20 protein-coding genes and 3 tRNA genes are annotated in these 23,736 nt (G+C 42.2%); 12 read left to right on the top strand and 11 right to left on the bottom strand.

Annotation, left to right across the window (positions count from 1 at the left end; translation table 11 throughout):
* Nucleotides 1–34 precede the first annotated feature (34 nt).
* Nucleotides 35–1,468: a tetratricopeptide repeat protein gene (locus ACQ86K_RS08885; protein WP_091171268.1), complete on the top strand. Its 1,434-nt coding sequence runs from the start codon at nt 35–37 to the stop codon at nt 1,466–1,468.
* Nucleotides 1,469–1,971: 503 nt separating this feature from the next.
* Nucleotides 1,972–3,108, top strand: coding sequence for a glycoside hydrolase family 76 protein (locus tag ACQ86K_RS08880; protein WP_431200208.1), 1,137 nt, complete (start codon nt 1,972–1,974; stop codon nt 3,106–3,108).
* A gap of 135 nt (nt 3,109–3,243) precedes the next feature.
* Here ACQ86K_RS08880 and ACQ86K_RS08875 read toward each other — a convergent pair whose 3' ends face one another.
* Nucleotides 3,244–3,528, bottom strand: a complete 285-nt coding sequence (locus tag ACQ86K_RS08875) for a hypothetical protein (protein WP_431200207.1) — start codon at nt 3,526–3,528, stop codon at nt 3,244–3,246.
* A 162-nt stretch (nt 3,529–3,690) separates the two neighbouring features.
* Here ACQ86K_RS08875 and ACQ86K_RS08870 point away from each other — a divergent pair, with 162 nt between their 5' ends.
* Both ACQ86K_RS08870 and ACQ86K_RS08865 read left to right on the top strand, forming a co-directional pair.
* A complete protein-coding gene (locus ACQ86K_RS08870) occupies nt 3,691–3,846 on the top strand; it encodes a lmo0937 family membrane protein (protein WP_112652139.1) in 156 nt (51 codons plus the stop codon).
* A 129-nt stretch (nt 3,847–3,975) separates the two neighbouring features.
* Nucleotides 3,976–4,293 carry a hypothetical protein gene (locus tag ACQ86K_RS08865; RefSeq protein ID WP_431200206.1) on the top strand — a complete coding sequence of 106 codons (318 nt, stop codon included), beginning with the start codon at nt 3,976–3,978 and terminating at the stop codon, nt 4,291–4,293.
* A 3-nt stretch (nt 4,294–4,296) separates the two neighbouring features.
* On the opposite strand, the gene ACQ86K_RS08860 is transcribed toward ACQ86K_RS08865, so the two are convergent.
* Nucleotides 4,297–4,983, bottom strand: a complete 687-nt coding sequence (locus ACQ86K_RS08860; RefSeq protein WP_431200205.1) for a DUF2461 domain-containing protein — start codon at nt 4,981–4,983, stop codon at nt 4,297–4,299.
* Nucleotides 4,984–5,175: 192 nt separating this feature from the next.
* Between ACQ86K_RS08860 and ACQ86K_RS08855 the strand changes: the two genes are divergently transcribed.
* On the top strand, nt 5,176–5,967 hold the full coding sequence (locus ACQ86K_RS08855) for an NIPSNAP family protein (protein ID WP_112652142.1): 792 nt from the start codon (nt 5,176–5,178) through the stop codon (nt 5,965–5,967).
* Between the two features lie 609 nt (nt 5,968–6,576).
* Here ACQ86K_RS08855 and ACQ86K_RS08850 read toward each other — a convergent pair.
* From ACQ86K_RS08850 to ACQ86K_RS08840, 3 genes are all read right to left on the bottom strand, one after another.
* Nucleotides 6,577–6,650, bottom strand: a tRNA-Cys gene (locus tag ACQ86K_RS08850).
* 6 nt (nt 6,651–6,656) lie between these two features.
* Nucleotides 6,657–6,728: transfer RNA gene (locus ACQ86K_RS08845), tRNA-Ile, on the bottom strand.
* A gap of 14 nt (nt 6,729–6,742) precedes the next feature.
* Nucleotides 6,743–6,816 (bottom strand) — tRNA-Pro (locus ACQ86K_RS08840).
* A 420-nt stretch (nt 6,817–7,236) separates the two neighbouring features.
* Between ACQ86K_RS08840 and ACQ86K_RS08835 the strand changes: the two genes are divergently transcribed.
* From ACQ86K_RS08835 to ACQ86K_RS08825, 3 genes are all read left to right on the top strand, one after another.
* A complete protein-coding gene (locus ACQ86K_RS08835) occupies nt 7,237–8,808 on the top strand; it encodes a TROVE domain-containing protein (RefSeq protein WP_091171247.1) in 1,572 nt (523 codons plus the stop codon).
* A 905-nt stretch (nt 8,809–9,713) separates the two neighbouring features.
* Nucleotides 9,714–10,469 carry a nucleotidyltransferase domain-containing protein gene (locus ACQ86K_RS08830; RefSeq protein ID WP_431200204.1) on the top strand — a complete coding sequence of 252 codons (756 nt, stop codon included), beginning with the start codon at nt 9,714–9,716 and terminating at the stop codon, nt 10,467–10,469.
* Nucleotides 10,466–11,542: a DNA polymerase beta superfamily protein gene (locus ACQ86K_RS08825; RefSeq protein WP_431200203.1), complete on the top strand. Its 1,077-nt coding sequence runs from the start codon at nt 10,466–10,468 to the stop codon at nt 11,540–11,542. Before ACQ86K_RS08830 ends, ACQ86K_RS08825 begins: the two co-directional genes overlap by 4 nt.
* A gap of 231 nt (nt 11,543–11,773) precedes the next feature.
* On the opposite strand, the gene ACQ86K_RS08820 is transcribed toward ACQ86K_RS08825, so the two are convergent.
* The 3 genes from ACQ86K_RS08820 to ACQ86K_RS08810 all read right to left on the bottom strand — a co-directional run bounded on the left by ACQ86K_RS08820 (nt 11,774) and on the right by ACQ86K_RS08810 (nt 16,269).
* Nucleotides 11,774–14,062: a GH92 family glycosyl hydrolase gene (locus ACQ86K_RS08820; protein ID WP_431200202.1), complete on the bottom strand. Its 2,289-nt coding sequence runs from the start codon at nt 14,060–14,062 to the stop codon at nt 11,774–11,776.
* 164 nt (nt 14,063–14,226) lie between these two features.
* Complete coding sequence (locus tag ACQ86K_RS08815) at nt 14,227–14,898, bottom strand: basic secretory protein-like protein (RefSeq protein ID WP_091171233.1); 672 nt, start codon at nt 14,896–14,898, stop codon at nt 14,227–14,229.
* Between the two features lie 342 nt (nt 14,899–15,240).
* The gene (locus ACQ86K_RS08810; RefSeq protein WP_431200201.1) at nt 15,241–16,269 is read right to left on the bottom strand and encodes a LacI family DNA-binding transcriptional regulator; all 1,029 of its coding nucleotides are present in this window, start codon (nt 16,267–16,269) and stop codon (nt 15,241–15,243) included.
* 399 nt (nt 16,270–16,668) lie between these two features.
* On the opposite strand from ACQ86K_RS08810, the gene ACQ86K_RS08805 reads away from it, so the two are divergent.
* From ACQ86K_RS08805 to ACQ86K_RS08790, 4 genes are read left to right on the top strand one after another with little or no spacing between them, the layout of a single operon-like run.
* Nucleotides 16,669–17,718, top strand: a complete 1,050-nt coding sequence (locus ACQ86K_RS08805; protein WP_431200200.1) for an APC family permease — start codon at nt 16,669–16,671, stop codon at nt 17,716–17,718.
* 8 nt (nt 17,719–17,726) lie between these two features.
* On the top strand, nt 17,727–17,996 hold the full coding sequence (locus ACQ86K_RS08800; RefSeq protein ID WP_431200199.1) for a hypothetical protein: 270 nt from the start codon (nt 17,727–17,729) through the stop codon (nt 17,994–17,996).
* 2 nt (nt 17,997–17,998) lie between these two features.
* Nucleotides 17,999–18,127: a hypothetical protein gene (locus ACQ86K_RS08795; RefSeq protein ID WP_431200198.1), complete on the top strand. Its 129-nt coding sequence runs from the start codon at nt 17,999–18,001 to the stop codon at nt 18,125–18,127.
* Nucleotides 18,124–19,155, top strand: a complete 1,032-nt coding sequence (locus ACQ86K_RS08790; protein WP_431200197.1) for a trans-sulfuration enzyme family protein — start codon at nt 18,124–18,126, stop codon at nt 19,153–19,155. Before ACQ86K_RS08795 ends, ACQ86K_RS08790 begins: the two co-directional genes overlap by 4 nt.
* 67 nt (nt 19,156–19,222) lie before the next feature.
* Here ACQ86K_RS08790 and ACQ86K_RS08785 read toward each other — a convergent pair whose 3' ends face one another.
* Genes ACQ86K_RS08785 through ACQ86K_RS08775 form a run of 3 tightly spaced genes read right to left on the bottom strand, consistent with a single transcriptional unit; the run spans nt 19,223 to nt 23,487 of the window.
* Nucleotides 19,223–19,399 (bottom strand): helix-turn-helix domain-containing protein, encoded by a 177-nt coding sequence (locus ACQ86K_RS08785; RefSeq protein WP_431200196.1) that lies wholly within the window; start codon nt 19,397–19,399, stop codon nt 19,223–19,225.
* A complete protein-coding gene (locus tag ACQ86K_RS08780; protein WP_431200195.1) occupies nt 19,381–21,171 on the bottom strand; it encodes a sigma 54-interacting transcriptional regulator in 1,791 nt (596 codons plus the stop codon). Before ACQ86K_RS08780 ends, ACQ86K_RS08785 begins: the two co-directional genes overlap by 19 nt.
* 3 nt (nt 21,172–21,174) lie before the next feature.
* Entirely contained in the window at nt 21,175–23,487 is a 2,313-nt protein-coding gene (locus ACQ86K_RS08775) for a sensor histidine kinase (RefSeq protein ID WP_091171219.1), read from the bottom strand.
* Nucleotides 23,488–23,736: the final 249 nt, after the last annotated feature.

Raw genomic sequence — 23,736 nt, 5'->3', positions numbered from 1 at the left:
CCTAAAATGGGGGCTTTGTTTTATTTTATAATTTATGCTAAACCACATACTAAAGGGAATGGTTTGCGTATGCCTTTTAACCGGCATCGCCACGGATACCTATGCTCAAAAAAACATATTAAATCGGTTAAGATCAGAAGCGGCCCGGCATAAAAATGATACCGCGGGTGTTGAACCATTACGCCAATTAAGCTTACAATTGCAGGCCACCCGGCCTGATAGCGCGCTGATTTATGCGCAGCAGGGGCTTGAGCTGGCCCGCAAATTCTCGTTCAAAAAAGGCGAGGCCGATTGCATGAACCGCCTGGGTGTGGTTTTATGGAAAAATGGCAAGTATGACCAGGCCCTTTCTTTTTTACTCAACTCACTAAAAATACGCGAAGAAATTAACGACCGTTTGGGTATTTTAAAAAGTCTCAGCGATATAGGCATCGTTTACTCCGACCAATTGGATAACGTAAAAGCCCTATCCTACCATTTTAAAGCTAAAGCTGTTGCCGAAGAACTGCATGAAACAGCGCGCCTGGGGATTATCCTGGCCAATATTGGCAACTGCTACATCAAGCTTAACAAGGTTGATTCGGCTTTAAACTATGAGATGCAGGCTTATGCCATAAAGCAAACCCTGAAAGATACGGCTACCATGCCTAACACCTTATCCATTTTAGGCGACATTAACTATAAAATGGGACATACCGCCCTGGCGCTTGATTATTACCGGGTGAGTATAAGTTATGCTGCAAAAGTAAACGATCAAAACAGCCTTGCCGACAGCTATAACAGCGTAGCACAACTCTATAAGCAAAAAGGTATGGCCGATTCAAGCATCTATTATGCAACGCTGGCCCTTAATGCCGCAAAAGCCGCCCTATATCCCGAGGGGATTTTTCACGCCAGCAACCTGCTTACCGATGTGTACCGGGGCAAAAATGAGCACCTTGAACTGCTTTATTTAAAAACCGCACTCGCCGCCAAAGACAGTATGTTCAATGCCGAAAAAATTAAGCAGATCCAAACCTTAAGTTTTAACGAAGCAGCGCGGCAGGAAGAAATTGCCGAAGAAAAGCACCGCGAAGAAGAGGCGCGGATAATTAATCTGCAAATGGTAGGCATAGCTGTTTTTATCCCGACATTTTTTTTGGTAGTGTTACTGCTGAGCAAAAGCCGTACCCACCGCAAGGTGATTGAGTTTATGAGCGTGTTATGCCTGCTGCTGGCTTTTGAATTTCTAACCCTGTTTATTCATCCTTTTGTGCAGCGCCTCAGTAACCATTTACCCGTACTTGAATTGGTAATCCTGGTATGCCTGGCCTCCGTGCTGGTACCATTCCATCATAAGCTTACACACTTCATGCATGAGCGGCTGGTACACGGGCATAAACCTCAACAGCCCCCAGTTACCGCGGCGGTACCTTCGCCAGAGAAAAAGGAAACTAAACCACCTGCCGCAAAACGTAAACCTGCGTAAGGTTAAATACAGTTTTATTTTTTAGAGCTTTTATTTACTTTTTTAGCGCAAGTCTTGCGGGCTCGGATGTGTGCTGGCTGACTTGTGATACGCAAGCCCAAGTTACCCGACTCATCAATCCCGGCCCGCAAAACTTGGGCTAAGGATATTCTCGTCCCCTCAGGGTCTCTTGCAGAGGACCCTGAGGTATCCGCCGTGCAGATCACTCAGCTTTCAAACACAAAAAACAGCAATTTCAATAAACGTTTGCCTTGCCGCCGGCTTGGCAAATGGAGTGTTGAAACAAGTTCCAACATAACGAAGTTTATTATGTCTTACTTAAAAACGCCCCTTCCCCGGTTAAAATCACGGTTAAGAATTGGGTTAACGATTTTTTGTGGGTTAAAACGTTGGTTAGCGGTCGTTTTTTAACCTATAATTGCCTTGCCTGTGAATAATTAACCACGAATTAAAACCTTATTCAGCTACCAGACATAAGCCTATTACTAACCAACATTTATCATATGAAAAAACCAATCTGCTTTTTAGCCCTAAGTTTGTTTATTACCATAGTAAGCTGCAGTAAGGGCAAAGAAGTTACACCCGCTGCATCGAAGCCTGATACAAATACGACTACCCCAACCGATAACAGTACCGGATTTAGCAGCGCCGATGCCGATCTTGCCTATACAGCATTCAATAACGCTTTTTACGATTCAAATAATAAACTATACTTCAGCACCACTAAAAAAGATGGCGTTGCAGCTATATGGACGCAGGCTATTTACTGGGATATGGCCATGAATGTTTATGAGCGTACCAAAACCCCGGCACAGCTAACACGCATTAGCGATATATACCAGGGCAATTATAATCATTACGATGGCTACAACTGGAACAACACCACTGTTTGGTTTATTTATGACGATATGATGTGGTGGGTTATTGCCCTGGCGCGCGCCAACCAGCTTACCGGCAATGCCACTTATCTTGAAAAAGCAAAATCCGGGTTCGAGAGGGTTTGGAACGGCTCTTATGATCCTGTAGATGGCGGCATGTTCTGGGATTTTCAGCACAGTGGAAAAAACTCATGTATCAACTTCCCTACCGTTATAGCGGCCATGAAATTGTATAATATCACTAAGGATGTTTCTTATCTCAACAAGGCCAAATCTATCTATTCATGGTCGAAAACTAATTTGGTGGATGCATCGGGCAAAGTGAACGACAACAAAATAGGCAATAACCCTCCGGGTGGCCAGGATTATACTTATAACTCGGGTACTGCAATTGGCGCAGCCATGGCCTTATACAAACAAACCAACGATGCAGCTTACCTTAACGATGCCAAACTATATGCCGATTATGTAAAAAACAATATGTGCACCAACGGCATATTGCCTGCCGAAGGAGATTTTAACGAACAGGGCGTTCTGAAAGCCATTTTCGCGCAATATATAGTGCAACTGATCAATGAAGGTGCCCAAAGCCAATACCTGAGCTGGATCCAAACCAACGTTAACACCGGCTGGAAAAACCGCGATGGCCGGAATCTTACTTATCGTAATTACGCCGTACCTACCCCAACCGGCGATATTCAATCATATGAGGCCAGCAGCATTGTAACTTTCATGCAATTGATACCGCCAACTAAGAAATAAGCATTACGTTCTGCTATTTCCCACAAAACGCGAATGCGCCAAATATTTTTTGCGCCTTCGCGTTTTTTGCGTGCTTATACACAATTTAAATAATCCACATTTGCGGCGTATTCCTGAAATGATTGATCTCCTCAATCACATCCAGTACTTCATCGGGCGACAGTTCATTTTCACCGTCGGCAACATAACTAAACACTTTTCCCGGTTGCTCAAAAGCGATATAACCCAGGTAATCGGGGTTGTTTTTTTATTCGCCTGTAAAAGCTTATCAGGCTGGTTAAGCTTGGCTACAGTTGATTTATCGCGGCGATAAATACTATAAGTATAGGTTAGCACCGGGTGACCGTCTGCATGGGCATCGCTGTCCGGTACTATAAGAAGAGTTAAATTTTTAGCTATAGTAATAAAGAATGGTTTCATATGTAGCATTAAGTGTAGCATCAAGATATAGCAAGAGGGATGCCACAATCATTATTTCGATAAAATTAATTTACTTTCAGTATAAATAATATTTTTCAATAAAGATTGAATTATGGCACGATTTTTAAAGTGTTACATATAACAAACTAAATACATCAAACTATGAGATCATTATTGTATATCATCGCAGTTATCCTGATAATAGGATGGGCGATCAGTGTTTTTGCCTATTCGGCAACCGGTTTAATCCATGCATTATTGGTAATTGCCGTAATTTCATTTTTACTTGGCATTATCAGAAGCCCTTCAACAGTTTAAAAACTATTTTTCTATAAGAAAACAATAAACGCGGGCCGCAAGTCCGCGTTTATTGTTTTGAGATTTAAGCTAAAAATGTCACACAAACTTCCATAACGTTTGTTTAGTGTTACTATAAGCTTTACGACGATGACATTAAGCGACGAAGAATTCAGGGAAGAATATAAACCACTGCACATCCCTTCACATTTTGATCCACAGGATACCCAGCAAAATAAAGCCATATATGCGCTGGCACAAATTGGCGAAGGTACGGCAGATAGCGTACTGAAAGAGCTGGAAACCCTGCAGCCCGGCATTGTGAACGAACAGGTTACCGCGCTGGTTAAAACCACTCTTGTCAGCCTTTACGATAAAGGTCTTATTAAGGGCGAAGAACATAACGGGCAGATGCATTACAATTTAAGCAAGATCACCGAGGCCAATGACGGCTCAACGAGGCACTAATAGTTAATCTTCCTCGCCATTTACATTTGCAGTGAGCACATCGCTCATATAATCAAAAAAGGGGCGCATATTCTTAAAAGTATCAAAAGCTTTTATGATGAAATCCGGGCTTAAAGCCTCCTCATCGGTAAAGCGTCGTCTTACTAAAAACTGTTTATAACGCAGCAGCTCAATAGCTTCATGATCTGCAGCATAACCTTTGGGTGCGGTTTTCAGCTGTTCGCCTTCTAAAACGCCAAAAGTTTTTGTAAACTCCTTACTGCCGATGATTTGCTTCAACGGCGAGGCATCAAAAGCGATATCATCGCGGATCCGCCTAAGATCGGGTGCATCCGGGGCCCAAAAGCCACCTGCTATAAATGTATTGCCAGGTTCCAGGTGAAAATAATAACCGCCGCGGCGGTGCTTTCCCGCCCGTTTAAAATTCCCGCTCCAGTTAGTTTTAAAAGGCGTTTTATCTTTTGAAAAACGGATATCGCGGTAGATGCTGTGCAGGGCCTTTTTTGCGCTGGGCGTTTCGATAACGTCATGCGTATTGAGCAGGTTCAATAACCCGGCAGTAAAAACCTCCACCAGTTCAAGCTGCTGTTGATATGCCTCTTTATATTGAGCAAACCAGTCGCGGTTATTGTTCTGTTTCAGTTGCCTCATAAAATCAAAGGTGGAGGCGGGTAGTATTAGCTGGCTCATAATTAAAAATAATCTGCAAAAAGCAGGAAAGCCAAATTAGAGAAATTTGCAGGCTGTCCAAAATCGAATCCGCCTGCACTGTTTAATAATACCTTCGGATGATGCTTAAGCAACCGGATTTCCCCTCAAAACAAAAATGTGACACTTGTTTTTTGCCGAAAAACCTATCTTAGCCAAACAATCAAACCTGCTATGAAAAGGCGCTCCTTTGTTAAATCAACCCTGCTAACCGGTGTTACCGCAACTGTTTTACCCGCCATGAGCAAAGCTACAGAAACTTCTCCCAAGGCTGCCGAATACTATGAGCTAAGGGTATACAACCTGAAAAATTCGGAACAGCAAAAACTGGTAGAGGATTTCCTGAAAGATACCGCTATACCAGCCTTCAACCGGTTAGGTGTAAAACATGTAGGCGTATTTACCGAAATGAAGCCCGAAGGCCAAACCAGGCTTTTTGTGCTGGTGCAGTTTAACAGTTTTGCCCATTTCGCAACAGTGACCGATAGTTTCGCCGGCGATGCAGAACTGCAGGCCAAAGGCGCTGCTTACCTTAATGCCCCGGCCGCTGCACCTGCTTATGAACGGATAGAAAGCTCTTTGTTAAAAGCATTTGTACACATGCCGCACCTGGAAGCACCTGAAAATAAAACGAGGATCTTTGAGTTGAGGCAGTATCAAAGCGCAACTGAAGCCGCAGGTAAAAAGAAGATTGAAATGTTTAATGATGAAGGCGAAATAGATGTATTTAAACGCCTCGGTTTCAAACCTGTTTTTTGGGGCGAAACCGTAATAGGTTCACAAAGGCCTAATCTTACCTATATGATCACCTTTGATGACCTTGATGCCAAGAATGCTCACTGGAAAGCTTTTGGTAGTGATCCGCAATGGAAAAAGATCAGCGCCGTACCGGAATATGCCGATGCCCTGCTGGTGAGCAAAATAACATCAACTATGCTGATGCCAACAACTTACTCACAGATTTAATTTTTTACAGACTTACGAAGTTTTGGAAACTTCGTAAGTCTTGCTTATCAACGGTCTTTTCGAATTTCATCATACAGCTTATTTTTCCTAAATTTGATTAGCCACGATATGGAGAAAAACAGGCAAACACTCAGCGAAGCTGAGATTGAACTTCTGAAAGAAGGCTTGAAACGAGGTTATAAAGAGCGTTTTCAAATGGCCACCCGTTTGTACAAGATATAACAAACCATGAGCAAGGCTTCGATAGTAAATAAACCATATATCAGCAAATAATCTGTGGATGTATTTGACGAGGAAATATTAAGCCTTTCCAAAACCCATATTCCCCCTTAATTCCCCTACTGCCTGTTTCAACATTTGTTTTAAATAAATACTGCCTTAGTTAGAGCCAAAAGACCCCTGGTTTTGAGAGGGGCCAAACGGAGCGCAATTTTTTCTGAGACTCATGACCTTTTATCAATCATTATAAAAAAAACAAAAATACTCGATAAAATATCATTAAAAATACTATTAAATAAATAAAAACAATAACTACCCATACCCGACTCTGCGCCGGGATTATGAAAGTTAAGGCCCGGCGTAATGCCATTACGCAGGCAAAAATAAAAGAGGCCGGTACAAGATTCGAACTTGCGAACATTCCTTTTGCAGAGGACTCCCTTGAACCACTCGGGCAACCGGCCATGTTGTGGAAATAAAAGGACTTGAACCTTTAACCGACACCGTATAAGGGTGCTGCTCTTACCATTGAGCTATATTTCTAGCTGTAAATCAGTAGGGTAACCCGGACTTGAACCGGGAGCCTCCACATCCCAAATGTGGTAATCTGACCAATTGATATACTACCCTGTAAAGCAAAAAATCCCCTTAGTTTTTATCTAAGAGGATTTTTCAATGTTGTTATATACTTACTATATATACACAGCTATCTCCTCTGATAAATCAGTATGGGTGATGGACACTGTATACATATTGTTGTTTTCATGATGCAATTATACAAACAATATTTAAATTAAAAAATAATTATGAAAAATATTTTTTTCAATTGAATTTGAACCTTGATTCGTAGGATTAAAGGAATACTTGAGTTAGAACTCCAAAGTAACATTTAAGCTTCCGAATTTCTATAAATCATTAAAGCATCAAGTCCATCTTTTAATCCTACGAATCAAAGTTCTGAAAAAAATAAAAATATTTTTCACTGCGCAAATACACTGCGCAGTAGCCTCCAACCTTTGTATCAACAAAACGAAATAAAGGAGGTTCAAAATGAAATTCAACCTGTTAAGCAGAGTAAAAACCAAAACGGTAAATCATGAAGGCGCAAAAGCTTTTATCATGAGCGCCGAAATGGAATTGTACACCACGGTAGTTACCTGGAGCTTAAACGACACCTTTTATGAAAAAGACCAGGCACGCGTGGAGCGCCTGCGTAATTTGATAGCTAAATGCAACCCGGTATTTGTTGGTAAACTGGCAGTTTATGCACGTACCAAAATGTATATGCGTTCGGTGCCGCTGGTGCTGGTTACCGAATTGGCTAAGCTGCACTCGGGCAACGATCTGGTTGCCCGGGTTACCGACGGGGTTATCGGCCGTGCCGATGAGATCACCGAGTTATTGGCTTGCTATGAAACGTTAAACCAGCGCAAGGGCACTAAAAAGCTCAACCGCTTATCAAAGCAAATGCAAAAAGGTTTATCGCAGGCGTTTAACCGCTTTGACGAATACCAGTTTGCTAAATATAACCGCGATGGCGCCATAAAAATGCGTGATGCTTTGTTCCTGGTACACCCACGTGCCAAAGATGATTTGCAGCAGCTGATCTTTAACAAGATAGCCACAAACGAACTGCAAACACCTTACACCTGGGAAACAGAACTCTCGGCCCTTGGGCAACTGAATTTTGATAGCGCCGAAGCCAAAGCAATAGCGTTCCGTGCCAAATGGGAAGAACTAATTGACAGCGGTAAAGTTGGTTATATGGCCTTGTTGCGTAACCTGCGCAACATACAGGATGCAGGCGTAAGCTATGCCCACTTTAAAAAAGTGTGCGCAACCATTGCCGACGGCGAACAGGTGGCTAAAGCCAAACAGTTTCCATTCCGCTACCTGGCTGCTTACCGTGAGCTGATAACGCCAACCTCGGCGGTGCAAAACATTGCAAGGGCAGCCAAAGCAGCCATAACCGGCAACAAAGGCTACACCGGAGAACTGATGGATGCATTGGAAAAAGCGGTACAAGCAAGCGCAGCCAATATCAGGGGTTTTGACGAAAATACCCGTGTATTGCTGGCCTGCGACGTATCCGGATCAATGCAGAAACCTATATCGGCAAAGTCAAAAGTGCTGTTGTATGATATTGGTTTAATGCTGGCCATGCTGCTGCAATCGCGCTGTAAAAATGTGGAGGTAGGTATGTTTGGCGACCGCTGGAAAACCATTACAGTACCACGCGGTAACATTTTGGGCAACGTGCAGGAGTTTTATCGCCGCGAAGGTGAAGTGGGTTACTCAACCAATGGCTACCTCGTTATTCATGACCTGAGTACCCGCCGTTTGCAAATGGATAAGGTAATGTTATTTACCGATTGCCAGTTATGGAACAGTAATGGCGGCAGCAATCACATACAGGAGCAGTGGGTTTATTACAAACAACACATTGCTCCAAAGGCAAAACTGTACCTGTTTGACCTGGCGGGCTATGGACAGGCACCTTTGCAGTTACTTCAAAACGACGTGTATTTAATTGCAGGTTGGAGCGATAAAGTTTTTGATGTGTTAGCAGCAATTGAAAACGGACGCTCGGCACTGAACATTATTAACAATATAGATTTATAAAAACGTGCAGGGAAGCTAACAGCCCTGCACTTAAAGAAATAAAGATGCCGTAGGCAAGAGTTACTTCGCAGCCAATAATGGGGAGGGCATTGTGGCGAAAGCCATGATGGAGGTTCGAGTCCTCGCTTGCAAGCCCCCAAGTCTCTTGCCGCCTTTGCTCTTTATAAAAGAAGGTGTCGTTTATAAGTGTTACTTCGATTTCCAAAACTGAGACGTCGGTTCGAGTCCGGCCCCGCAAGGGTAGTTGAGATGGTTAAAACGCAGAGTAAGCAAGCACTTATCGCCTATTACCCTTCTTTTAAAAAATTGAAAATAAAATAAGGTGCCGTAAACAAGTACTACTTCGATTTGGGACGTTAGGGTCGCCGGTTCGAACCCGGCCCGCTGGTAACCGCGGTAGCTCAGTTGGTTAGAGCATAATGCAGAAGATTTGTTGACCATTGCCCTTATTTTCAAAATGAACAATAGGTTAAAGTGCCGTAAACAAGTATTACTTCGCTTTTTTAACCCCAGGGTCGCCGGTAAAAATCCGGCCTTTAGCCCCGCAAGCTAAGGTAGCTCAGACAGTTTGGAGCATGGGACGACTGAACCGCTTGTTGGCAATTGCCTTTAGCCTGTTGTTCATTAAAACTTTTTACCTAAACCTGTTGCAATCAGGAATAAAGATGCCGTAGATAAGTGTTACTTCGCCTGTCACGCAAAATCACAGCACTTGTCAATTGTTGCTCTTTATTCCCTGATTTTTAAACAATGACATCCCCTTTGGGGAATAAGTAATGGAAGATGCCGTAAGTGGGTGTTACTTCGTTGGTTGAAACATGTAGCAATACATGAAGACAGGTTCGAATCCTGAAAGCCGCCTGCTGCCAGTAGCTCTTTCATTTTTAACTTTTAACATTAAAACCATGACTGATACTATACAACAAAAACTGCTTGAATTGGAGCAGACCGAAAATATAAAAATACTTTATGCCTGCGAATCGGGAAGCCGGGCCTGGGGCTTTGCCTCGCCCGATAGTGACTTCGATGTGCGTTTTATATACGCCCGCCCGGTAAACTATTACCTCAGTATTACAGATATGCCCGATTTTATAGACCTGCCTATAAATGATGTATTGGATATACGCGGCTGGGATATACGTAAAGCGTTAAAGCTATTCCTTAAGTCAAACATATCCTTGTTTGAATGGATACAATCACCTATAGTTTACCGTGAAGCCAGTGATTTTGCCAATGAGATAAGGAATATAATGCAGGAATACCTTTCGCCAAGGGCCTCAGCTAATCACTATTCGTCATTGGTTTTTAATACATTGCGAGATGATTTGCAGGGAAGCGAAGTTAAACTGAAACGCTATTTTTATGCACTAAGATCAACACTGGCCTGCCTTTGGATAATTAACCGCAAAACAGCGCCGCCAATGGAGTTTAGTAAATTGAGAAGTTTGATAACCGACACGCATTTTCAGGATATCTTAGACTACCTGCTTGTTCAAAAGCAAACGGCCGATGAAAAAACGTTGATACAACCGGTGCCGCTAATACAAACCTGGCTGCAGGATACGCTGACTTATTGCCAGCAGCAGATACCGCTGCATCCTTCAAAAAGGAAACAGCCGGACGAATTGAACCAATTGTTCAGAAAATACATACTATTATGACTTTTGATCATCTGCAACAAAACCCGCAACTGCTCCTGCTTGATTGTATCAGCGGGAGCACTGCTTATAATCTTAACGTTAAGGGATCTGACACGGATAGGAAGGGCATCTTCATCATGCCTCAAAAACAGCTTTATGGCTTTACCCAAACCGATCAGGTTGCCAACAATACTAACGATGAGGTTTATTTTGAGATCGGTCGTTTTATGGAATTGCTTACCAAAAACAACCCCAACATACTGGAGTTGTTAAGCACGCCCAGCCAATTTGTATTGTACCGCCACCCGTTGATGGACTTGATAAAGCCGGAAGATTTCCTGTCGAAGCTTTGCCTGGATACCTTTGCAGGTTATGCGCATTCGCAAATAAAAAAGGCCCGCGGCTTAAACAAAAAAATCAATAAGCCAATAAACGAAACCCGTAAGACAGTACTGGATTTTTGCTATGTGATCCATGATAATGGCAGTATTACACTAAAGGAATGGCTTCAGGTAAACAACTTTGAGCAGCAGCAATGCGGCCTGGTAAACCTGGACCATTTCAGGGATGTATACCTGCTTTATCACCAAAAACAATTGAAGGCAGGCTACTTCAGGGGAATAACATCTGGTGCCGACGCTGATGATGTACAACTGAGCCCGGTACCCGAAGGAGTAGAACATCTGGCGGTGATGAACTTTAATAAAGATGGCTATTCGGTATACTGTAAAGAGTATAAGGAGTACCGCGAATGGGAAACAAAAAGAAATGAGGCGCGCTATCAAAGCACGTTATCGCACGGCAAAAGCTACGATTCCAAAAACATGATGCACACTTTTCGACTGCTCAATATGGCCGGAGAAATAGCACAATACGGCCAGGTAATCGTAAACCGGCCCGATAGGGATTTCCTGCTAAAAATCCGCAACGGCGAGTTTGAATTTGATAAACTGATGAATATGGTTAACGAAAAAATGGAGCAAATCAATGAACTATATCGAGCCTCTACCCTACCTGATAAACCGGACCTGCAAAAGGCTGAAGGCATTTTATTGCAAATAAGAGATGAATTTTATGAAAACAGCCCGCTATAGTCCACTGCCATATTATATGTAAAGGCTGTTTAAAACATGGACGCACGAAACGATCCCGATTTGCAAACCGCTTTGTAGAGTTTGGCATTGCTTCGTGCCCAGCAATAACGTTTCTTTGGCATGTTGCAATCGTGAGCTATCCTCCAATAAACACAAAAGGGCCTTCCAATGCGGAAAGCCCTTTTTTAACTCCGAAATCAAAAATCTGAAATCCGGAATCAAAACCAATCTCTATTTATGCTTCGAGCTCATGTAAAAAGTGACCTCGCCGCCATTCGTGATCTCGTCATGACTGATGAACAGTTTATCAAGCGGTTTGCCGTTTAATACCATCTTTTGCACATAAACGTTTTTAGCGCTCTGATTTTTTACATTGATGGTAAACTTTTTACCGTTATCCAGATTGATCACCGCATGGTCAACAGCCGGACTACCGGTTGAATATTGATCAGAACCCGGCGCTACCGGGTAAAAACCAAGTGAGGTGAATATGTACCAGGCGCTCATCTGCCCGGTATCATCATTACCACCTAAACCATCAGGAGTTGGTTTATACATCATCGGCAAAATCATGCGTACACGCTCCTGCGTTTTCCATGGCTTATCGGTCCAGTTGTACAAGTAGGCTACGTGGTGCGACGGCTCGTTGCCGTGCACGTAGTTACCGATAATCCCGTCGCGGGTAATATCTTCTGTTTCGGCAAAATATTTATCGGGCAGGTTCATGGTAAACAATGAATCCAGGTAACGCACAAAACGTTTATCGCCGCCCATCAGTTTGATCAGGCTTTCAGGATCCTGAGGCGCAAATAGCGTATAGTTCCAGCTGTTACCTTCAATAAAACCTTCGTTAATAGTGCTCAGTGGATCAAACTTAGTTCTGAATGAACCATTAGCCAATTTAGGGCGCATGAATCCAATAGCAGGGTCATAAACGTTTTTATAGTTTTCTGAACGCTTGATGAACTCTTCGTAGATATCGTTCCTGTTCAGTTTTTTGGCAAGCTGAGCTATGGCCCAGTCGTCAAAAGCATATTCGAGGGTTGAAGACACCGATACACCACTTTTTTCATCAGGGATGAAACCTTTATCCATATACTCGCCAATGCCTTCATAATCCCGGTGGCGGGCGGTGGTAACGCAGGCATCAAGCGCTTTATTAGCATCAAAATTCACATTACCTTTTATTACAGCATCGGCAATTACAGCAACGCTGTGGTAACCGCTCATACACCAGTTTTCGTTACCCGAGTTTGACCATACCGGCAGCATATGCTCCGGACTTTGATCAAAGTGGGCCAGCATCGACTGGATCATATCCGCGTTACGTTTCGGCTCAATGATATTGAACAGCGGGTGTAATGCCCTGTAAGTATCCCAAAGCGAAAATGTAGTGTAATTGGTAAAACCATCAGCCTTATGTACATTTTGATCAAGGCCTTTGTATTGACCATCAGCATCCATGTACAACGTAGGATTGATCATGGTATGGTACATGGAGGTATAGAAATTTTGTTTGGTTTCCTTACTTCCGGCTATCTCAATTTTATGCAGTTCCTGTTCCCAAAGTTGCTGACCATCGTTTTTCACCTTATCAAAGTCCCAGCCCGGTGCTTCGGTGCGCATGTTATTCAGCGCGCCGTCCATACTTACAGGAGATATGGCAAACTTAATTTTGATCTTCTCCCCTTCTTCTGTTTTAAAGTCAAAGTAGCTGCGGATCTGTCTGCCTGCAATTTCAGGGAAGTTTTTGGTTTGATTGAATTTACCCCAGAAACCACCGTACACCTCACGCTTGTCATATTTTTTATACCCATGCTGATAAAATGGTTTTGAAAATGCCATCGCGAAATATAAAGTACGTGTGCGGGCCCAGCCATTGGTTTGGCGGTAGCCTACAACTGTTGAATCGTTAACTACTTTAAGGTAAGTCCACACGTTTTTATCGGGATAGTTATAGATCCCCGCCATGAGGTCGAGTATAATGTGCGACTGATCCGACTTAGGGAAGGTGTACTGATGAAAACCAACCCTTGCAGTGGTGGTTAGCTCGGCTGTGATGTTATTATCATCCAATTTCACCTTGTAATAATTGGCACCGCTAACCTCATTCTGATGCGAAAATGCCGAACGGTAGCCGCTGCCTGGTTTATCGGCCACACCTGGATTGAGTTTTAAAGCCCCAACGGTTGGCATAATTAAAAAGTCGCCCAAATCTGAGTGACCGGTACCGCTGAAGTGGGTATGACTAAAGCCTACTATCGTTTTATCGTCATACTGATATCCTGCACAATATTTGTATACATCCGGATTGTAATGACCGTCCTTTTCATAGCTGGCAGTGTCTGTTTCGGGGCTTAGTTGCACCATACCAAAAGGTACCGTTGCTCCCGGATAGGTATGCCCCATACGTTGTGTGCCTATAATAGGGTTAACATAATCAACCAGCTTTTCTGTTTTGGTTTGAGCCTGGCTATAAACGGCCGTACCTATTAATAATGCTGTAAGTAATCTTCTCATTGTAATCTTTAAGTATATTCATTGTTTCCTCTCATATACGAGGAAACTCTGCGTCGTGACCGCTGGCCTTGTAATCTTTTTTTAACAAAGCAACTAATTTATGTAAAGCAGCCCGCTAAATATGGGAGTACGTGGTATTTGTTACAGATACCTGTAAAAACGGTTTAAACCGCGGGATTTAAAGCATAAGCGGCCCACAATTCATCCACTGTTTTTCCTGTTAGATTTTTCCAACTCTCGTTGGTGAAAGTATGCTCACGCAGTTGCTTATCAAGTATTTTTACCAGATCGGGCTTTGCGTTTTTTTCTGCCCATACCAAAAAGCGTGCAGTTACGCGATATGCATTATCATAGTTTTGGGTTGATTTAAATGCTGGCAATGCCCATTTGGCCCCGGCGTTGTCTACTCCAAATTTAAACCTGGCATAATCAGCAATCCCTTCGGTTAACCATCCGGGGCCATCGCTGTTGCCATAAGCCTGTACAATGTGCATTACTTCGTGAGTAACCACGTCAATATCGCCGGGATGTTTGGTCATGTATTTCGCGCTGAATACTACGGTATCATTTCCGGTAGCAGCTACGCCGTCATAAGCAGTGTCGATAACAAACGTTACTTTTTTAGATGTTTTTTTGTTGTACTCCTTCGAAAGTTTTGGATACACTTCAAAAAAGGTTTTGATCAGCCTGTCTTTCAAATCTGTGCTAAATGCAGCATCCTTACTGATAAAAGTTACCTGGTAGCCTTTTTGTTTAAAAACTTCCTGCGCATTGGCATTCAAACCCATGAACAAGCCCGAAATTAAGAATAGTGAGAAAATAAATATTTTTTTCATGAATAGTTTTGGTTTTTACGATTGATAATAATTAAACCATCCAAATATAGATAAAACGTTTTATCATTAAAACATATTACTCTGTAATATTATTAATAGTTCCCTTTCAATTTATTCAAAAACAAACGCCTGTTGCTCTTCAAACAACAGGCGTTTTATTAATTAAACAATATTATCGAAAAAGAACTATGAAGCAGTTGAACTATGGTGGAGTTAGCCCCCCAACTACCTCAACCGGTTCTAACTAACCAGGTGAGCAGCATCAATGTTCAAAGCTAATTAAATAAAACGTTTTACCAAATGATTTCTAAGGAAATTAGTGGACCCAATACTAAACTATTGTCACGCTGTAGCCTTCGACAGGGTTGATCCCCGCTCAATCAGTTTCGACGGGATCTTCAGATCAATTTTTGAAGCATCAAGTTTGTGTGTGTTGATTTGCGCCATTAAAATATCAATTGCCGATTTTGCAATGTCGTAAGTAGGTTGTTGTATGGTAGTAATACCCGGCGGGTATAGACTAAACACTTCATTATCATCAAAACTTATCACGGCCAAATCATCCGGGATACTAAGCTTAAGATCTTTGATGGCCTGCAAACCCATGGTACCCAAATAATTGGTGGTAAAGAAAACAGCATCCATTTGTTTTTGCTTTACAATAAATGCTTTAACAGCCTCAACCCCTTCATTCTTGTCCATATCAAAGGGAACCTTTAAAAACATCTTACTGCTATCTTTCAGGTTATTATCTTTTAAAGCAGCTTTATAGCCCAGGCTCCGGTCGTTTAGCTGGATCAGCCCGAGGTCGGCAGTTACCATCCCGATATTTTTATATCCCGATCGTACAAAACAATCAACCGCGTTATAAGCGCTTGCATAATTATCAACCAGCACGTGAGGGATGCTTGTCCCGGGGAAATATCCGTCAATGAGCACTACAGGCTTTTCATTATCAACCAGGTTCTGGATATCTTTTTCCAGCCCTTTCATCGGGGTAATAATATAACCATCAACCAGTTGCTGGCTCAGCATCCTGATCATGTCCTTGCCTTTTTGCAGGTTATTATTGGTGCTGCAATAAATAATACGATAGCCGTCTTTTTCAGCCTCCTCTTCAATTACCTTTGCCATCTCTCCAAAAAACGGCCCGCCAATGCTCTCCACTATCAGTCCGATAACTTTTGAAACACCCGTACGCAAACCAACCGCCATACGATTAGGTTCATAACCATTTTTTTGGGCCACATCCAATATCTTCTTACTGATCTCTTTGCTAATACGGCCCTTGCCATTTAAAACAAATGAAACAGTAGTTATTGATGTATCGGTAAGTTTGGCTATATCCTTAATGGATATTTTTTTCATCATCGTTTTTTAAATTCAGGTTTAAGGTTTAGTATGCCCGACATCTTAAAGTCTTATCAATTTTTATGTTAAACCGGCAATTCGTCAAACAGGTATCTCTGTCAAAATTCAACTTTTTGCTTTTTTTCAATCAAACCCGGCAAGTTAATTTTGCTAATTGCCAATATTTTAACCTTATAATATAAACATTTAAAACCGGCCTGGTAAATATAGCGTATGGCTTCCATTTTCGACCTTTTCAACAACAATTTATTGCAATACAGTTATAAACTTTCATTAAGATCATTAAAAAATTAAAATAGAAGACCTGTGTATAAAAGCTTTCATCGTATCAATTGCTAACAAATTAATGCTAAATTTAGATTTTGTGTTTTCCCTGATTAATTGGTATTTTAAAACTTCATGAGTATAACCCCGAAACTCAACCGCTTTGATCTTTCAATGATTGTTGTGAGCCTGGTAATAGGCATGGGCATTTTTGCAGCACCGGCAGAAGTAGCAAAAAACTCAAGCACACCTCTTTTGTATTTCGGAGCCTGGCTGCTTGGGGGAGCAGTAAGCCTGTGTGGGGCGCTCACCTTTGCCGAAATTGGCGCCCGCTACCCCACCACCGGTGGCTTTTACAAGGTTTTTTCGTACTGCTTTCACCCGGCTTTTGCCTTTATGATCAATTGGGTGCTGGTAATAAGCAACGCGGCCTCCGTTGCTGCCGTAGCGCTTATAGGGGCGGAATACATTAACCCCATTATTATGCCACAAAGCCTGCAAAACGATGCGGGCATCAAAATCATGACTATAACTTCCGTAGTTGTTTTATATATTATAAACTACCTGGGCATTAAAATGAGTGCACGCACACAAAATGTGCTTACCCTTTTTAAAATAGGCATGATCCTGATTTTGTGTGCGGCAGTATTTAAAGGTAACATCAATACTACCAAAGAAGTTATCGCATATCATAATAATAACAATATAAGCGCGTTCGGAATAAGTTTGGTAGCTGTATTTTTTACCTATGGCGGTTACCAGCAAACTATAAATTTTGGAGGCGATATTATAAACCCGAAGATCAATATCCCCAAGGCTATATTTTTTGGAATAGCTACAGTGATATCATTATACATGCTTATCAACTTTGCATATTACTCAGTTTTAGGCATTAGCGGCCTTCAGCATAAAACAACGCTTGCGGCAACACTTGCAGGGGTTTTATTTGGTGCAGCCGGCTATAAAATAGTATCGCTGCTTATGTTTGTTTCGGTACTGGCTTTCGTTAACGTTAATATTATGGCCAATCCGCGTGTTTATTATGCCATGGCCGAAGATGGTATATTACCTGCCCGCTTTAAACGTGTAAACAGCCAAACCCAGGTACAGGAGTTTGGATTGAGCTTTTTGTTGGTGCGGTGCTCATTATCCTGTTTTTTGCCAATTCGTTTCAAACCATATTAAATTATGTAATGTTTTTTGATACCATTGGCCTTTCAACTGCAGCTATAACCATCTTCATTTTGCGGCGTAAAACCAAACAGCTCAATAATACCGGCATCTATATCATGAAGTGGTACCCTGTTATACCTGTCATATTTATTACCACTTATTGGTTTGTTACTATCAGCATTTTTATTGAAAATCCGCAGGCTGCTTTAATATGCATCTGTGCTTTTATTGCCGGCCTTATTATTTACTATATCACAAAACGAAGCCAAAAACCTAACACTATACTTTAATTATGGATTTGTCATTTATTTTAAATGAGCTTGGGGAGGAAAGAGAGAACTACTTTAACGCCATTTCGCCGCCGATTATGCAATCAAGCAACTTCTCTTTTAAAGACGTTGAGGCACTTAGGGGGCAATGAATGATGAATTTGAAAGCAGCCTGTACTCAAGAGGGCAAAACCCCACACTCACTATACTCAGGAAAAAACTTGCCGCGTTAGATGGCGCGGAAGACGCCCTGCTGTTCAGCAGCGGTATCAGTGCTATAAGTGTCCCAATTTTATCGCTGTTAAAATCAGGTGATCATATTATAGCCGTGGATAACCTGTACAGTTGGACAATTAAATTATTTAAAGACTTTTTACCCAAATTTGGCATTACAACCACATTTATTGACGGAACAGTTTTTGAAAATTTTGGACAAGCCGCAACTCCGCAAACACGCCTAATTTACCTCGAAAGCCCTAACACATTTTGCTATGAGCTGCAGGACATCAGGAAAGTGACCGATTTTGCGAAATCAAGAGGTATCATAACCATGATTGATAACAGCTATTGCAGCCCCCTTTACCAGCAACCAATATCTATGGGGGTTGACCTTGTGGCGCAATCAGCTACCAAATATATTGGCGGCCATTCGGATGTTGTGGCAGGTGTGCTTACCGGCAGCAAAGCTGTGCTTAAAAAAATCTTTGATCACGAGTTCATGAATACCGGCCCGGCGCTGTCGCCCCACTCGGCATGGCTGCTTTTGCGGGGATTAAGAACGCTCCTCCTGCGGCTGCAACGCAGTTTTGAAAGTACCAGGATCATTACAGAATGGCTTGCCTCTCATCCGGCTGTACAGGATGTGATCTGGCCTTTTAGTCCCAAATTCAATCAGGCCGATTTAGTTAGCCAACAAATGCAGGGCTGCGGAGGTTTATTTAGCCTCATATTAAAACACAGTTCATTTAGTAAAATTGAAAGGTTTTGCAACAGCCTGAAACATATTTTACTTGCAGTGTCGTGGGGAGGCCATGAAAGTCTTGTTGTGCCGGCCATTGCCTCTTTTAGCGAGGATGAATATTCGGCGGATAACGACCATCATCAATTAATCCGGATGTATATTGGTTTGGAAGATCCTCAATATTTGATAGCGGATATTAAACAGGCTTTAGAAAAGTAAGCAGTCCCGGCCCCGCGCCGGGATTTATTGTTTGGTTTGGAAATAAATACTGTTTAATTTCAAACATTCATTCCCATTTTTTTATGCCCAGCTTTTGCATTTTTGAATGCAGCGTTGATGGCGGCAAACCTAATTTCGAAGCTGCCCCATCCTTACCGCTTATTTTGCCATTGCAACGTTTCAGTACATCTAAAATATGGTCGCGGGCGTGTTCATCAATGGTTTTTAATCTATCAGTCGGCATTTCGGCATAAACAGGGCTTTCTTTTTTCCCTGCAGCTTGGGCAGGTAAGCGTCTTTTATTACCGGGCCATCCGTTAACAGGATACTACGTTCAATAAAATGTTCCAGCTCGCGCACGTTGCCCGGCCATTGGTATTCAAGCAGTTGGGCCATTACGTTTGCTGAGATCCCCGTTACCGCTTTACCGATCTTTTGCGCGTAACGTGCCAGAAAATGATTAGCCAATACCGGGATATCATCTTTACGTTCTCTTAAAGGTGGAATTATGATCGGGAACACAAACAGCCTGTAATATAAATCGAGCCGAAAGCGGCCTTCTTCAACTTCTTTTTCAAGGTTGCGGTTCGTAGCCGCAACTATGCGTACGTTGATCTTCACCGGGCCCCTGCCGCCAATGCGTTCAATCTCCTGCTCCTGTAAAACACGTAATAGCTTAACCTGCAATTCGGCCGGCATTTCACCTATCTCATCCAGGAAAATAGTACCGCCATCGGCCAGCTCAAACTTACCGGTACGCTTTTCAACAGCTCCGGTAAAAGCACCTTTTTCGTGTCCGAACAATTCGGACTCAATCAGGGTCGCCGGCATGGAGGCACAGTTTACCACTACCAAAGGCTTGTTTTTACGAGGCGACAGATAGTGGATACTCTTAGCTATCTGCTCCTTACCTGTACCGCTTTCGCCTAAAACTAATACCGATGTATCAAGCGGAGCTACTATGCCAATGTGGTCAAGTACGGTGAGCATTTGATGGCTTTTACCGATAATATCTTTAAAACCTGCAGCTTTGCTTTTCTCACTCAATTGATTTTGGCCTAATTTATCAACCCTCGTTAGTGACGGCTCAGGCACATCAAATGGGATGATCTCCTCCACCGTGCTCAGCAGTAATCTGTGCAGTCGATCTAACAAGATCAAATGATCATGGGTATAACAGTCGGTTTTGCGGCTGTAAAACGAAAAATGAATAACATCCCCTCCTGACGAAAGCAAAGGCAATCCTAAAAACGATTGCATATTAAAAAACTGTGCAATAAGCTTTTTAACGGGAAACTGCGGCCAAATCTTAACAAAATTAGCAGCATTATAAAAATCAGCCTTGGTTATCCGCGGACTGTCTTCCTGCATCTGGCTCAATTGTGCCTTGTTTGTTTTTGTGATGTTTACCAATTCATCCTTGCCAATAACCTGGTATTCATCAAACCCTGTGCGTAAAAATGAGAGGGCGTTATCAGGAAAACCCGTATCATTTTTCATAGTAACGGTCAAATAATCAAACGGTACATGCGGCTGGATGCTCATTGCTATTTTCAACAGCTTCTGTTTCCAGTTTATCGGTTCGGCAACAATATTTTTAAACACCTGCTCCAGGGCCTGCTCCTGGCGCAATTTTGATTCGATACTGTTTTGATGTCGGTAAAAAGCAACATCCAGGGTTATAAGTAGTTCCTTTTCGCGGAATGGCTTTACCAAAAAACCATAGGGCTGCGTAGCCTTTGCCCGTTCCAGGATACTTTCCTGAAAATTAGCCGACAGGTATACAAATGCTATATTTTTTGAAGTGAGCACTTTGGCAAGGTCGATACCGTTCAGGCTACCCTTTAAAAATATATCAAGTAATACCATTTCCGGTTTTTGCTCCTCAATGATCTCCAAGGCTTCGGGTACAGAATCGGCAATGCCACAAACTTTATAACCGGCACGGGTTAATATTAATTTCAGATCATACGCCACCAGCGACTCATCCTCAACTATTAATATCTTTTTGTTCATATTTTAATTAGCTGCAAAAGTTTTTCGTTCAATATTATTTAACATCTCCTCGGCCCTGAATTCCACGGTGATTATAGCGCCGCCGTAATTTTCTATTTTAAAATAACCGCCCAGTTGTTTACTTAATGCTTTCATCATTTCCATCCCTAATGAGCTTGCTTTTTGGATGTCAAAATCAACAGGCAAGCCTATTCCATTATCGGCTATGGTGAGTATAATGGTTTCCTCGGCCAGTTGTAAGGCCACTTTAATTTCGCCCCGCTGCGCAGGGAAGGCATATTTTATGGCGTTTGTAATGGCCTCGTTTAGTATCAGGCCTACGGGTACGGCCTGGGCAACGTCAAGCTTAACGGACTGTATCATTTGCTCAAAACGAATTCCCCTGCCGCCAGGATCATAACAATCGGCCAGGTAATTAATCAGCTCATTAATATAAACCGACATATCGATATAAGCCACATCCGAATTACTATACAGCTTTTGATGAATAAGCGCTATAGCCTGTACCCGGTTTTGACTTTCCCGGATTGCGGCAAGTGCCGCGTTGTTCTTCAAAAATGCCGATTGCGTATTAAGCAGGCTCATTACAATTTGCAGGTTGTTTTTTACCCGGTGATGCACTTCTTTTAACAGCCAGTCCTTTTCATCTAACAGGCCATCCTTTTCGTTAAGCAGGATTTGTAACGATAGGTTCTGATTATTAATTTCCGTTTGTTTTAACTGTAATTGCTGATTGCTCCTTTGCTTGTGCCGGTAACCGTTAAATGCCAAACCTGCTATAATGATAAGCATGGCCACACCGCCAAAAGTAATGTTACGCTGCATGTTTACCTTTTGCAGTTCGGCTTTTTGATTCTTACTTTGTTCCTGTAAAAACCTTATCGACTGCTTGTTTTCATTAGTCCTATATCTGATATCAAGCTCCTCTATCTGCTTGTTTTTGATGGCATTAAACAACGAGTCATCAAGGCGTTTATGGATCTCGAAATGTTTTATTGCAGCTACATAGTTGCCCGATGCAGAATCGACCCGAAACTGCATGCGATGGATCTTGGTGAGTGTGATAGGCCTGATGGTATTAGATGGCAGCGACAAGATCTGTTTTGTATAAATGCCTGCCTTTTTATACTGTTGAATAAGCAGGTAAAAGCCGGCCATGGTTTCGTTGTAATGAATAAAATCAGTAACCATTTGCTCGTTGGTGGTATAAAAGTCTTTACTAAAGTTAGTAACCTTATATACTTCCATCATTTTCAGATAGTATTGCTCGGCTTCCGGGTAATCTTTCAGGGCAACGTAGATATTGCCAAATGCCTCATACATATCAACCTTTTGCGCCAAGATCTTTGGTGGTACATCTTTTACCGCCTGTTTCAAGTATGCCAGTGCTTCTTTAGGCCTTTTAGCTGTTATGAAATCATAAATAATGAGGCTCAGGTACCCATAAAAATCCTCGTATTGTTTTCTATGCTTTAATATCTCGGCCGATTTAAGGATGTAAATAAGGCTTTGGTCGTACTTATCCAGGTCGGCATACACCAATGCAAGTTTGGCGTAATAAAAATCGGCCAAAGCCGTATCAGCCGTGGCGTTTATACTTTTTATTACCTCGTGGCGATATAAAAGCTCGTTATGCAAATCAACCTTTTGTTTGCTTAGCTCGGCAAGGGAATGATAAGTATAGTGGAGCTTTTTATAGCCAATTGCTTTGTATTGGGCCAGTACCTGGCGCAGTTCGGTTTCGGCCAGATCAAGTTTCTTTTGGCTAAGATGGATGTCGGCTATGTTCTTGTTCATATCAGTCTCATCCAGTTTATGGCCCGTTTGCTGAAATAAGGCCCGGGCCTGCTCATAACTATTTATTTTATCAGGAATGGCAACTGTATTGTCTATCGATATATTATCGCCTAAGCGGGCCAGGGTTTTACCTTCCTGGTACTGATCATCTGTTTTATGGTAATAACCAACCACTTCCATAAAAACAGCTTTACCCTGCTTCAGGTTGTACTGCTTGAGATACGCTGCCCCTTTAAGCATCATAGCTTCGTTAAGCCACTTTGCCGAATGGATGGCAACACTCATTTGTATGGCTTTATTAAAAGCGTTGATGCCGCTATCCAGCACCTCTTTGTGGTCGCCTTGCTTGTTTAGATAATAGCTGCCTAATTGTATTTGTAGTTTAATTGTATTGGTGTCGGCTTTGTTTTTTTGGTTATCGAGGTTTAGTTTAATGGTAGCAATGTCCATCTTTTTTTGCCCGGATACGCTTGGGGCAAAAATTAAAACAATAAAACATGTCGCTATATATTTAAACATACACTTAGTATTTTATTGCCCCAGAGATAATTACCGACAAAACCATAACGAAATCATCTCCTGTGAAAGTCACGGAATAGTGATAGGCGATGATTTGCTAAATTTATTCAATTTTATGCAAACGGCATCAATAAGCAGAAAGCTAAATTTTCTTTATTGCTGAAATAACCAGGATCCGGACCGGCATAAAAATCCCGAACGCTGCTGAACCGGTCAATGTACAGATCATGGATTCCATTGTACAGATTA

Source organism: Mucilaginibacter sp. P19 (assembly GCF_050632265.1).
Taxonomy (GTDB): domain Bacteria; phylum Bacteroidota; class Bacteroidia; order Sphingobacteriales; family Sphingobacteriaceae; genus Mucilaginibacter; species Mucilaginibacter gossypii.
The sequence above is the reverse complement of the archived record's forward strand: the minus strand, read 5'-3'. Positions and strand labels throughout refer to the sequence as shown.